Here is a 12,008-nt window from a genome sequence, read left to right as displayed (position 1 = left end):
TCCGCCTTCCCGGCACGATGAGGCTTTCCTAATATTCGCGGAGGCGGATATGTTGGGAAAGCTTGTTTGCTTTGTGCTATGATTAGTGTTAGGGAAAATAAAGGTGAGGTGTGCCTCTCGGATGGATAAATGGGTATTGATTGACGGAAACAGCATCATATACAGGGCATTCTTCGCATTGCCGCCGCTCACGAATTCGGCCGGGCTTCATACGAATGCGGTCTTCGGCTTCACGACGATGCTGCTGAGGCTGCTCGAGGAAGAAAAGCCGACGCATATGCTCGTCGCGTTCGATGCCGGCAAAGTGACGTTTCGCCACGAGGGTTACGAAGATTACAAGGGCGGCCGGGAGAAAACGCCGCCGGAGCTGTCGGAGCAGTTCCCCGTCTTGAAAGAGCTGCTTCGTTCCTTCGGCATCGCGCAATACGAGCTAGCCGGCTACGAGGCGGACGACATCATCGGCACGCTCAGCCGCCTCGCGGACGAGCGGGGCGTGGAGGCGCTCGTCGTGTCCGGCGACAAGGATATGCTTCAGCTCGCGTCCGATCATGTCACGATCGCGCTCACGCGCAAGGGCATCAGCGAAGTAGAGCGCTACGATCCCGCCGAGATCAACGAGAAATACGGCTTGAAGCCGTTGCAGATCATTGATCTGAAGGGGCTCATGGGCGATACCTCGGATAACATTCCCGGCATTCCGGGCGTCGGCGAGAAGACGGCGCTGAAGCTGCTGCATGAATACGGCTCCGTCGAGGCGGTGTTGGAGAACGCGGCCGAGCTTAAGGGCAAGATGCGCGAGAAAGTCGAGACGCACCAGGACAGCGCGATCATGAGCAAGAAGCTCGCGACGATCTTCCGCGAGGTACCGCTCGAGAAGCAGCCGGACGAGCTGACTTACGGCGGCTACGATGCGCAGACGCTGGCGGACATGTTCCGCAAGCTCGAGTTCAAGTCGCTCATCGAGCGGCTGGAGCTGCCGGGTGCGGCAGGCGTGGACGCCGCCGCGGTCGCTGCCGCCGCGACCTACGAGGTCGTCACGGCTGGATCGCTCGGCGCGTCAGAGCTAGCGGCGATGCTGGCGGCGTCGGACAGCGTCTACATCGAGGCCATCGGGGACAACCCGCACCAGGCAAGGCTGATCGGCCTGGCTGCCGCGAGCGGCGAACGCATCGTCGTGGCGACGTATGACGATCTCATGGACGAGAAGTTGTCCGGCCCTCTGCGCAGCTGGCTGGAGGACGAGAACGCGCCAAAACGCGGCTACGATCTGCACAAGGCGGAGCTTGCGCTCGGCTGGATCGGCATCGCGCTGCGCGGGATCGCGTTCGATGCGCTGCTCGCGGCCTATCTGCTCGATCCGACCGAATCGAGCCAGACGTTGGCGGCGCTCATTCAGCGTCACGGCCTCTCCGCCATTCAGACGGACGAAGCCGTTTACGGCAAAGGCGCCAGACTGGTCGTGCCGCAGGGCGACGTGCTCGCCAATCATCTGGCGGCCAAAGCCGACGCGGTACGCCGGCTCGTGCCGCTGTTAGCCGAGCAGCTGGAGCAGGGCCATATGACCAAGCTGAACGACGAACTGGAGCTGCCGCTCGCCGTCGTACTGGCCGGCATGGAGAAGCAGGGCATCCAAGTCAATCCGACCGTGCTGGAAGAGCTTGGCGCGGAGCTTGAGCGAGGCATCTCGCAATACATGAGCGATATCTATGCCCATGCCGGGATGGAGTTCAACATCAATTCGCCGAAGCAATTGGGCGAGGTGCTGTTCGAGAAGCTTGGCCTGCCGGTCATCAAGAAAACGAAGACGGGCCACTCCACGGATGCCGAGGTGCTGGAGAAGCTGGAGCCGTATTCCGAGATCGTGAAGCTCATCCTGCAATACCGGCAGCTCGCGAAGCTGCAATCCACGTACGTGGAGGGACTGCTCAAGGAGATACGCCGCGATACGGGCAAGGTGCATACGTACTACCGGCAGACGATCGCGGCCACGGGACGCTTGTCGAGTCAGTTCCCGAACCTGCAGAACATTCCGATCCGGCTGGAGGAAGGCCGCCGCATTCGCAAGGCGTTCGTGCCTTCAGAGCCCGGCTGGTCGATTCTGGCGGCGGACTATTCGCAGATCGAGCTTCGCGTCCTCGCGCATATCTCCGGCGACGAGAGGATGAAGGAAGCGTTCATCGCGGACACCGACATTCATACGAAGACGGCGATGGACGTCTTCGGCGTCTCGGCCGAAGAAGTGGACGCGAACATGCGGCGCCAAGCGAAAGCCGTCAACTTCGGCATCGTGTACGGCATCAGCGATTTCGGACTGTCGAATAACCTGGGCATCTCGCGAAAGGACGCGGCCCGCTTCATCGAGCAGTATTTTGCCGTATTCGAAGGCGTTCGGGCTTATATGGACAATATCGTGGCGCAGGCGCGCCGCGACGGCTACGTAACCACGCTGCTGGAGCGCCGCCGCTACCTGCCGGAGATCAAGGCGTCGAACTTCAACCTGCGTTCCTTCGCGGAACGGACGGCGATGAATACGCCGATTCAAGGCACGGCAGCGGATATCATCAAGCTCGCCATGGTCAAGATGGACGGCGTGCTCCGCGAACGCAAGCTGCGCAGCCGCATGCTGCTGCAGGTGCATGATGAGCTCGTCTTCGAGGTGCCGGCCGACGAGCTGGAGCTGATGAAGACGCTGCTGCCGGAAGTCATGGAAAGCGCGCTGAAGCTGGACGTTCCGCTGCGGGCGGATGTCAGCTTCGGCGATAATTGGTACGAAGCGAAATAGGACATTCGTCCGATCCTGTCGTATAATGGAGGTTGAACCATTGGCAGGGGAGGAATTGTAATGCCGGAATTACCTGAGGTCGAGACCGTTCGGCGAACGCTGAACGAGCTGGTAGGGGGAAAGCGGATCGAGCGGGTTACCGTCACGCTTCCGAGAATCATTCAGCGGCCGGCGGAGCCCGAGGCTTTCGCCGCGGCGCTTGCCGGACATACGATTCAGACGGTGGAGCGCAGAGGCAAATTCCTGCGCATTCTGCTTGACGGGCTCGTGCTCGTCTCGCATCTGCGCATGGAAGGACGCTACGGCGTATATAATCAGGATGAACCGGTGGAACTGCATACGCACGTGCGGTTTCACTTCGACGACGGCATGGAGCTTCGCTATAAGGATGTCCGTCAATTCGGGACGATGCATCTGTTCGCGCCGGGCGAGGATTTGACGCATGCGCCGCTGAACAAGCTGGGCATCGAGCCGCTGGCCGAGGCGTTTACGCTGCAGGCGTTCAAGCGCGAGGTCGCGCACCGCACGACGAAGATCAAGCCGCTGCTGCTGAACCAGGCGTACGTCGTCGGCTTAGGCAATATTTACGTCGACGAAGCGTTGTTTACGGCCGGCATTCATCCCGAGCGCACGGCAGATACGCTGAAAGCTCCGGAGTGGGTCCGATTATACGACGCGATTCGCGCAACGCTTGGCCGCGCGGTCGAGGCCGGCGGATCTTCGATCAAGTCTTACGTGAACGGGCAAGGCGAGATGGGGATGTTCCAGCATCAGCTGCTCGTATATGGGCGAGACGACGATGCCTGCACGCGGTGCGGCGCCACGATCGTCAAGACCGTGGTCGGCGGCCGGGGCACGCACACGTGTCCTGCCTGCCAGCCGCTTCCGGGAAAGATCGGCAGGCTGAAGGCCGGCCTGCGCGCCAAATAAGAAAGGCACGAGTGACGCTAACCCGCATATGATGTACCATTCATGTTTCTAGGCGAATGCACAGATTCGTCTTCATGGGAGGGACATCAGGGTGCTCATTCATGCTTTTTCCTTGGTTTTGCTTGCGTTTGCCGTCAGTTTGGATGGATTCGGCGTCGGCGTAACGTACGGATTAAGGCGTATCCGCATACCGTTGTTGTCGATCTTCATCATCGCTTTCTGCTCCGGCTTGGTCGTGTGGCTGTCCATGCAGCTCGGCGCATTGCTGACGGGGTACATGTCGCCGATGACGGCAAAATGGATCGGGGCCATCCTGTTGATGCTGATCGGCGGTTACGCCCTCGTCCAGTGGTGGCAGCGCAGGCGCGAAAATGCCGATGCGGCGGAAGACGAACGAATTCCCGACGCGGAGGCCAGCGTGAACGCGGCTTCGACGGAGGCCGCGACCGCCTCGACGATCGTGAATTTGGAGCTGAAGCGTCTTGGCATCGTCATTCAGATCCTGCGCACGCCGCAGATTGCCGACGTAGACCGTTCGGGCGTCATCTCGTCCTCGGAAGCGATCTTGCTTGGATTCGCGCTCTCGCTCGACAGCTTCGGAGCCGGACTCGGCGCCGCGATGGTCGGCTTTAATCCGCTGCTCACCGCGCTCGTGATCAGTACCGCAAGCGGTTTGTTCCTGCTGGCGGGCATGCGGCTCGGATTTCGGTTCGCGGCATGGCGCGGCATGCGCGCGATGTCGGTATTGCCGGGCATTATGCTGATCGTCATGGGCTTGATTCGACTGATGTAGATCGTTACCGGGCAGTGTGCCGCTGCAGCATACAGACGTCCGGAGCCGCGCCTGAAAATAAAGATATGTGTACTTACTTACGAGGTGAATGCGTTGAAACTGGGATTAACCGGCGGGATCGCCTGCGGCAAAAGCACCGTATCCGCGATGCTTGTTGCCCGTGGCGCGAAGCTTGTCGATGCCGACCAGGCAGCCCGGGAAGTCGTCCTTCCCGGCGAGCCTGCGCTGGCGGCGATCGCCGCCGAGTTCGGACAAGCCGTCCTGAACGAAGACGGCACGATGAACCGTGCGGAGGTCGGCAAGCTTGTTTTCAATGACCGCGATCGGCTGAACGTATTGGAGTCGATCCTGCATCCCGCGATTCGAAACCGGATGTGGGCGCAAATTCGCGCTTACGAGGCGGAGGATCCCGCACAGCTGATTATCGCGGATATTCCGCTGCTGTACGAGACGGGACAAGCCGATCTCTATGATGCCGTCATGGTCGTATATGCGCCGAAGCCCGTTCAAGCGGATCGCTTGATGGCCCGGAACGGGTTGACGCGCGAGCAGGCGGAACAGCGGATCGCCCTGCAAATGGACATCGAACAAAAACGAAGCCTGGCGGACTTCGTCATCGACAATAGCGGCACTCTGGACGATACGAAGCAGCAGGTGGAGCGGTTTTGGCAGGAGCAGGGATTGCCATGAAGAAACGCCGATTGCGCAAGCGCGTATTTCTCATCTTGATTTTGGCTATGCTTGCGCTGTTGTTCGTTCGCTCGGAATGGATGAGCCGATGGTTGTATCCCTTGCATTACCGCGAGGAAATCGCCGCAAGCGCGGATAGTTACAAGCTGGACGCGCATTTGGTCGCAGCCATCATACGCGTGGAGACGAATTTTAAACCGGAGGCCGTGTCCAAGAAAGGCGCGATCGGCATTATGCAGCTCATGCCCGATACCGCGAACTGGGCGATCCAGAAGGGCGGTTTTACGGATATCACGGCGGAGAAGGTATCGCAAGAACCTAGTGCCGGCATCGAGGTCGGATCCTGGTACCTCAATGAATTGAGCGCACAATTCAAGGGGAATATGTATAAGGTGATCGCGGCGTATAACGCCGGACCCGGGACCGTCAACCGCTGGCTGACCGACGGTACGTGGGACGGCGAGCCCGAGACGGTGGAGCAGGTCCCGTACGGGGAAACAAGACACTATATACAGCGGGTTATTTATTATTATAATAAGTACAAGAAGCTTTATCCCGATATGCTTGCCGAATAAAGCATGTCCGCGGGAAATGTCAAAAAACTTTGGCCGGCTGCCTTTATCGGCAGCCAGCCAAAGCTTGTTGTTTCGTTCATCTATTAGCCGCGACCTGCAAGAGATTGCTCTGCGATCTGAACCAATTTACGAGTGATGCTGCCCCCGATGGAACCGGCATCTTTCGTGGTGATGTTGCCATAGTATCCATCTTGAGGAAGAGAGATACCAAGCTCTTGGGCCACCTCGTATTTCATTTGGTCCAGTGCAGCGCCAGCTTGTGGAACTACGAGTTGATTGCTTCCGCTGTTGTTAGCCATTCGTTCGTTCACCTCCTTGCGGTTGGTAACTGTATTATGTGCGGTATTCCTTATTTCATTACAGGTAACGATTGGGAAATGAAAAGAACCATCTGTTCGGCGTAGAGCCGGAAAGAATTCGCATCGCGAGTAGACGGAGGATTAGACGATGAAATGCCCGTATTGCGACAATGCTGGAACGAAAGTGCTCGATTCCAGACCCGCTAACGAAAATAAATCGATACGCCGCCGCCGTGAATGCGAAAAGTGCACGCGGCGGTTTACCACCTTCGAGATGATCGAGGAAACCCCGTTGATCGTCATCAAGAAGGACGGGAGCCGGGAAGAGTTCAGCCGCGATAAAATATTGCGCGGATTGATCCGAGCTTGCGAGAAGCGCCCCGTATCCGTCGATCAGCTCGAAATCATCGTGTCCGAGGCGGAGAAAGAATTGCGCACCACCGCGCAGGCGGAAGTCGAGAGCCGCGAGATCGGCGAACTCGTCATGTCGCAGTTGTATCCCGTCGACGAAGTGGCCTACGTCCGATTTGCTTCGGTGTACCGCCAATTCAAGGATATCGACATGTTCATGAAGGAGCTCAACAGCTTGCTGTCGAAGGATCCGATGGCTTAGTTCGGAATATGAGCGGTTAGCTGTAGCGCGATGGTTGGTTTTGGTTGTTGATGGGGGAGCGCAGGTCCCAGGCTCCTCCGGTTTCAACCAAAGCAGCAAAATTAATGAAGAAAAAGCTTGTACAAACCATTACTGGCATGCTATAATATTTCTTGTCGCCACTTTAATACGGGGCCTTAGCTCAGCTGGGAGAGCGCATCGCTGGCAGCGATGAGGTCAGGGGTTCGATCCCCCTAGGCTCCATACGAGCATTAAAGCAAAAAACCTTGAGAAATCAAGGTTTTTTTGTTTTTTTATAAGATGATCTGCAACAATGTCACGACAAATTGTTAGCCTTGGGGACGGATTGGGGACGAAAAAAACGATGCATGATCATGCGTCGTTTGCAGAAGGGGATTTTCTTTTTTTGGGGACAAAAGAGCGTTAAACGTATTTGCTGCCAAATGATCAGCACTTAGCAATGAATGACCGTAGATATTCATCGTCGTTCGAATATCTGCATGTCCAAGCCTTCCGGCAATTGTCTTTGCATGGACACCTTGTTAATAAGCAAAGTTGCTGATGTATGTCTAAGGTCATGGAAACGAATCGGCTTCAGTTTTTTCGTTTTAGGAAGCGACGAAGCCATGTTCCAGGGACAGTATGGTAATAAGGTTTTCCATGCCTATGATGAGAAAACGAAGGAGCGTTCGCCGCCTTCCCAAAGATCATCAATTTGTTGTCTTTCATGGAGGGCTTTTGCATGGAATTGCATCAAATCTTGGATTGGTGCTTCTGGGATTGATACTTTCCTTATTGAGCTTTTGTTTTCGGAGTTTTAATAATGTGGTTTCCCTTGACGTAAGTCAAGGACTGTTTTACATCAATAACACCGTCTTGCAAATTAAGGTGTTTCCATTCAAGAGCCAATAATTCCCCCCCGTCTGAGTCCAGTTGTAAGTGCCAGTGTAATCATAAGCCTCCATTGAATAAGTTCATTTATAAAAGCTTGTAACAATGTCGATACTTCAGATTCGTTGTTACATCGATATTCGTTCTTGAGATTTTTGGTCTTTTAATTGCTTCAACAGGGTTCACCTTGATAATTCTCCATTCAACTGCACGGTCGAAGATATCCTTCACAATACGATGAATGAACCGGATCATGGTAGAAGATAGCCCTCCCGATTTACCGTCTTTCCGAGTTCCTTCCTGCTCCAATTTTCTTAGTAAACTCACAATATGCAATGGTTTGATTTCATCAAGTCTCTTATTACCGAATGAGGGAAGAATATTTTTTAGCATATGTGAGTAACCTTCTAACGTTTTGAGTTCTAAATGCTTGTTACCAGTATGAACAAGTAGTGGAAAGTAGGAACAGCCGGTCGCCAGGAGATTGAGATTCGGGCATACGGAAATATAGGCGAGAGCGTGGGCGGTTTAGCCATAGAAGAAAACATTAAAGGTCTATTCGATGTTAATGAAGGATGGCCCAATGAAAATTATGACTTAGCAAATCTTAATTTCAAAGACAATCTGCAAAGGTTTCTGGTCATTTTAATAAACAGTTCGTTAAAGGGCAACTTCCCTGATGAACTGTTTATGCTCAAAGATAACTCTTATTTACTTTACCAATCAGAATTACGCTAACGGGCGACGATAGTAATCGTTTTTGGCGGTGAGAATGCTGAATAACGGACAATACGAAGCAATTGACGGATATAATCACAGTAAAGCCATCGAGGAATTGCATTGGAAAGAAGTTAAAAGGGTTGTAAATGCTACGTTGTCACTTGCCTTTCATAATGATGATTGGAGACAGGTGCAGGATATTTGTATTCATCACAGTTCCGAGGAAAATACAAACGTCAGAGGGATAGCTATCCTTTGTTTTTGGACACCTTGCTAGAATTCATGGCAAATTAGAACTGGAAAAAGTTCTTTCCACCATTGATAAGGCATTAATTGATCCAAGTGAGTTTGTTAGGTCCCATGAAGCAAGTGCGTTGGACGACATTCAATTTTTCATGGTTACGATAAGTAATTAAGCTAACGGGTACGATAGTTGAATAGTCAAAAGTGAATGAAGCTGCCGGCCAAAAGCAATTGTAATACAAAGCACTCCAATACAAAATATTTTTTTGGGAGGGATTGACATCATAAAGGTCATCGGATATATTTATTACATACCAACCGAATGTATGTAAGGAGGAGACGAATGGCAAGGAATAAATATCCTGAAGAAACAATTAACCAAATCCTAAGCGTGGCGCTGAATCTGTTTATCCAAAAAGGATACGAGCAGACCTCCATTCAGGATATCATCAACGCGCTGGGGGGGCTAACGAAAGGGGCGATCTATCATCACTTCAAGTCGAAGGAGGAGATCATGCAGGCCGTTATCAATCATCTGTTCAAAGACGTTGACGAGATGCTGTCCGGCGTCCGGGACGACAAGGAACTGAACGGTCTGGAGAAGCTTCGTAAGATTTCCCGCGTCTCGCTAAGCAATCCCGCCCAAAACGAAATGGCGGCTGCGGCACCGAACCTGTTGCGCAATCCGAAGCTGCTTGCAGCACAGATCGAGCACATGCTCGAAAAAGCCATCCCCGTCTATATTCAACCCATCATCGAACAAGGCATGCGAGACGGCTCGATCCGAACCGACTATCCTCAGGAACTAAGCGAAGTGTTGTTGATTCTCACCAATCTGTGGTTAAACCCGGCGGTTATCCCGGCTTCGCCCGAGAAGATGTTGAACAAGGTAAAGATTTTCGATGAAATATTGAAAGGCCTGGGGCTTGACCTGTTCGACGAACAAATGTTTCAACGATATGAGGAACTGTTTCGCATGTCGGCTAGAGAAGTCAGCTTAGAGAAGTAAACTGTCGAAAGGCAGCTTATTTTTCACTTAATCATACCGCACGCTGGTATGATTAAGTGCTTCGGGCTCAAAACGCGTATTAAATACTTATTATGAGGAGACGTGAATGATTTGAATCCAAAAACGACAGTGACCTCCCGCTCGCAGGAACGGAATGCAGTGACCAACTTTAACGCAAGCAACCTGGCCAAAAGCGATTTTGCAGGCGTTACGGCTTATAAAGGACAGTTTAAAGCCAGCGCGCTCTCCGGTGCCGACTTTTCGGATGCGAATCTGACCGGTAGCACGTTCAAGGGCAGCGATGTACGCAAAGCCAATTTTGATGGCGCGAATCTGACGGACTGCAGACTAACCGCGCTTGACCTGACCAATGCAAGCTTCAATAAGACGATCCTTGTACGAACCGATTTCAGCAAGTCCGGGATCGAAGGAGTCAAATTCACGGGCATAAGATTGACCGACGTCACGTTTACGCTGACCGATCTTAGAAAAACGATGTTTGAACATTGTTTATTCGACGGCGTCGATTTCAAGGGCTCCGATTTAAGCGGGAAGCGTTTTGACGGACAGACGTTTATCGGCGTCAAGTTCGAGAAAGCTGCACTAACCGACGTTTCGTTCAAGGGCGCTGTGTTTAAGAATGTTTCTTTCCATCCGGGATTTACGTTGACTAAAAAGTACTATCGGATGATTAAAACCATCTGCTTCGAGGGCGCAACGATGGATAAACTGACATTTGCTGCTCTCAAAGGCATGGATGCCAATTTGTCAAAAGTCACAGTCATTTAAGGAAGGGGATCTGATGCAAACCAAGAGCATTCAAGTAAAAGGACACTGCAAAAATCCAACAAGCAGCTCGAAATGCTGAAAAGTGACGTTTCGGAGCCTTCTATAGTGAAAGAACACAAGCGGTATTCTTTGATAAAGGAAAACGCCAAGCCGGGAGAGAGTTTATAGTTTAAACCCATATGACTGATAACAAATTAAAGTGAGGGAAACTAAATGGAAAAGATAACAACAGAAGATATTAGTTCGACAGAAAACATGAAGGAAAAAAGATTCGCTGCCGGGCAGGATCGCCCGGAGCTGCAGAAGGCCATCCAGGAGATAGTCGATTCCGGTTTCCTCGGGGTGCAGCTGCGCGTGCACGATGAGCAGGGCGAGTGGGTCGGCAGCGCCGGGGTGAGCAGGCTGGGCGAGGCGGCGAAGCCGCCTACAAATGGGCACTTCCGGATAGGCAGCAACACCAAGACCTTCACCGCGACCGTGGTGCTGCAATTGGTTGCTGAAGGCAGGATCGGGCTGGACGACCCGGTGGTAGACTACCTGCCCGAGTTCGGGCTAGACCGGCGGATCACGGTGCGGATGCTGCTGCAACACACCAGCGGGGTGTTCAACTTCACCGGCGAGTACTACGAAGACGGGACGGTCGTGTCGGGGATCCCCTGGCAGGGCCAGGAGTGGGTAGACAACCGGTTCAAGACCTACCGGCCGGAGGAGCTAGTACGGCTGGCATTGTCCAAACCGGTGCGATTCGAGCCGGGAACGGACTGGAGCTATTCTAACACCAATTACGTGCTGACCAGGCTGCTGATCGAGAAGGTCACCGGCAGCTCGCTCGCCGAGGAGATGCAGCGACTGATTCTGGGGCCGCTTGGGCTGTCGGGTACCGTGGTACCAGACACCCAGCCGGAGATTCCCGGACCGCACGCCCACGCCTACTACCGGTACGAGGACGCCGGCGAGCAGAAGACGGTCGACGTCACCCGCCAGAACCCCTCCTGGATCTCCACCGGCGGTGACATGATCTCGACCACCCAGGATCTCCACACGTTCATCTCTGCGCTGATGGGCGGCAAGCTCCTCCCGGCCCCGCTGCTGGCCGAGATGTGCAAGCCACATCCCAAAATCGGCTATGGTTTGGGGGTGTTCGTGCAGGACGCCGGCCCGAACGGCGACGGTACCATCATCACCCATAACGGCGGCATTTCGGGTTACGCGGCACTGATGTACAGCACGTCAGACGGTAGCAAGACCCTGACCGCCTCCGTGAACTATGTGGACGACGTCGCAATATCCCTGGCAGTGGCGTTCCAGAAGGCGTTGCAGAGGCTCGTCGAGGAGGTCTTCGGCGGCGGGCAGGCCGGGTCGGCTGACGCGGCCGAGCCGGCCAGTAAACAGGGCTGAGCACCGTGTCCCCGTACGCTTTGAGGCTGGACTCCTTCCGGTTGTGCATGGGGTAGAGCGGTTGCCGGGCTGACCAAGTTGAGTAAAAAACCGCTAATCCAGTGAATGACTCGGATAGGCGGTACGGAGACTCTACAATTTTACTTTTCTTAGCAATATTTTTGATGTAGGAAAGGCTGTAATCGTCGGGGTATTTGTAATATAAAAATCATCGACGATGTTACGCTAACGGGTACGATGCTCAATAAACAACTATGACGAAGCTGCCGGCAAGAT

General features: G+C 53.8%; 11 protein-coding genes and 1 tRNA gene. 10 read left to right on the top strand and 2 right to left on the bottom strand.

All coding sequences use genetic code 11. From position 1 onward, the window contains the following. Positions 1-121: 121 nt before the first annotated feature. The 5 genes from polA (at position 122) to AC50YL_RS22980 (ending at position 5,770) form a co-directional block, all read left to right on the top strand. The gene (gene polA, locus AC50YL_RS23000) at positions 122-2,782 is read left to right on the top strand and encodes a DNA polymerase I (protein ID WP_494834984.1); all 2,661 of its coding nucleotides are present in this window, start codon (positions 122-124) and stop codon (positions 2,780-2,782) included. Positions 2,783-2,842: 60 nt separating this feature from the next. Next, positions 2,843-3,712, top strand: coding sequence for a DNA-formamidopyrimidine glycosylase (gene mutM, locus AC50YL_RS22995; protein ID WP_494834983.1), 870 nt, complete (start codon positions 2,843-2,845; stop codon positions 3,710-3,712). A gap of 91 nt (positions 3,713-3,803) precedes the next feature. Further along, entirely contained in the window at positions 3,804-4,505 is a 702-nt protein-coding gene (gene ytaF / locus AC50YL_RS22990; RefSeq protein ID WP_494834981.1) for a sporulation membrane protein YtaF, read from the top strand. Positions 4,506-4,598: 93 nt separating this feature from the next. Continuing rightward, positions 4,599-5,195: a dephospho-CoA kinase gene (coaE, locus tag AC50YL_RS22985; RefSeq protein ID WP_494834979.1), complete on the top strand. Its 597-nt coding sequence runs from the start codon at positions 4,599-4,601 to the stop codon at positions 5,193-5,195. Beyond that, positions 5,192-5,770, top strand: a complete 579-nt coding sequence (locus tag AC50YL_RS22980; protein ID WP_494834977.1) for a lytic transglycosylase domain-containing protein — start codon at positions 5,192-5,194, stop codon at positions 5,768-5,770. Before coaE ends, AC50YL_RS22980 begins: the two co-directional genes overlap by 4 nt. An 83-nt stretch (positions 5,771-5,853) precedes the next feature. On the opposite strand, the gene AC50YL_RS22975 is transcribed toward AC50YL_RS22980, so the two are convergent. Next, positions 5,854-6,069 carry an alpha/beta-type small acid-soluble spore protein gene (locus AC50YL_RS22975; RefSeq protein WP_161746014.1) on the bottom strand — a complete coding sequence of 72 codons (216 nt, stop codon included), beginning with the start codon at positions 6,067-6,069 and terminating at the stop codon, positions 5,854-5,856. A 148-nt stretch (positions 6,070-6,217) separates the two neighbouring features. On the opposite strand from AC50YL_RS22975, the gene nrdR reads away from it, so the two are divergent. Together nrdR and AC50YL_RS22965 are read left to right on the top strand one after the other, a co-directional pair. Continuing rightward, positions 6,218-6,682, top strand: coding sequence for a transcriptional regulator NrdR (nrdR, locus tag AC50YL_RS22970; RefSeq protein ID WP_161746015.1), 465 nt, complete (start codon positions 6,218-6,220; stop codon positions 6,680-6,682). Positions 6,683-6,852: 170 nt separating this feature from the next. Then, positions 6,853-6,925: transfer RNA gene (locus tag AC50YL_RS22965), tRNA-Ala, on the top strand. Positions 6,926-7,660: 735 nt separating this feature from the next. Here AC50YL_RS22965 and AC50YL_RS22960 read toward each other — a convergent pair. Then, on the bottom strand, positions 7,661-8,053 hold the full coding sequence (locus AC50YL_RS22960; protein WP_494835293.1) for a tyrosine-type recombinase/integrase: 393 nt from the start codon (positions 8,051-8,053) through the stop codon (positions 7,661-7,663). A gap of 826 nt (positions 8,054-8,879) precedes the next feature. On the opposite strand from AC50YL_RS22960, the gene AC50YL_RS22955 reads away from it, so the two are divergent. The 3 genes from AC50YL_RS22955 (at position 8,880) to AC50YL_RS22945 (ending at position 11,732) form a co-directional block, all read left to right on the top strand. Further along, on the top strand, positions 8,880-9,545 hold the full coding sequence (locus AC50YL_RS22955; protein ID WP_494834976.1) for a TetR/AcrR family transcriptional regulator: 666 nt from the start codon (positions 8,880-8,882) through the stop codon (positions 9,543-9,545). Positions 9,546-9,656: 111 nt separating this feature from the next. Further along, the gene (locus AC50YL_RS22950) at positions 9,657-10,334 is read left to right on the top strand and encodes a pentapeptide repeat-containing protein (RefSeq protein WP_494834974.1); all 678 of its coding nucleotides are present in this window, start codon (positions 9,657-9,659) and stop codon (positions 10,332-10,334) included. A gap of 213 nt (positions 10,335-10,547) precedes the next feature. Then, entirely contained in the window at positions 10,548-11,732 is a 1,185-nt protein-coding gene (locus AC50YL_RS22945) for a serine hydrolase domain-containing protein (protein WP_494834972.1), read from the top strand. The last annotated feature ends 276 nt before the right edge of the window (positions 11,733-12,008 follow it).

The organism is Paenibacillus sp. J22P277 (assembly GCF_059383675.1).
This window is presented reverse-complemented; position numbering and strand designations above follow the sequence as displayed.

Excerpts from the sequence above, each read along its gene's own strand:
- AC50YL_RS22955 (WP_494834976.1), top strand. The coding sequence starts at position 8,880 with ATGGCAAGGAATAAATATCCTGAAGAAACAATTAACCAAATCCTAAGC.
- AC50YL_RS22980 (WP_494834977.1), top strand. The coding sequence starts at position 5,192 with ATGAAGAAACGCCGATTGCGCAAGCGCGTATTTCTCATCTTGATTTTG.
- AC50YL_RS22975 (WP_161746014.1), bottom strand. The coding sequence starts at position 6,069 with ATGGCTAACAACAGCGGAAGCAATCAACTCGTAGTTCCACAAGCTGGC.
- AC50YL_RS22945 (WP_494834972.1), top strand. The coding sequence starts at position 10,548 with ATGGAAAAGATAACAACAGAAGATATTAGTTCGACAGAAAACATGAAG.
- mutM (WP_494834983.1), top strand. The coding sequence starts at position 2,843 with ATGCCGGAATTACCTGAGGTCGAGACCGTTCGGCGAACGCTGAACGAG.
- nrdR (WP_161746015.1), top strand. The coding sequence starts at position 6,218 with ATGAAATGCCCGTATTGCGACAATGCTGGAACGAAAGTGCTCGATTCC.
- polA (WP_494834984.1), top strand. The coding sequence starts at position 122 with ATGGATAAATGGGTATTGATTGACGGAAACAGCATCATATACAGGGCA.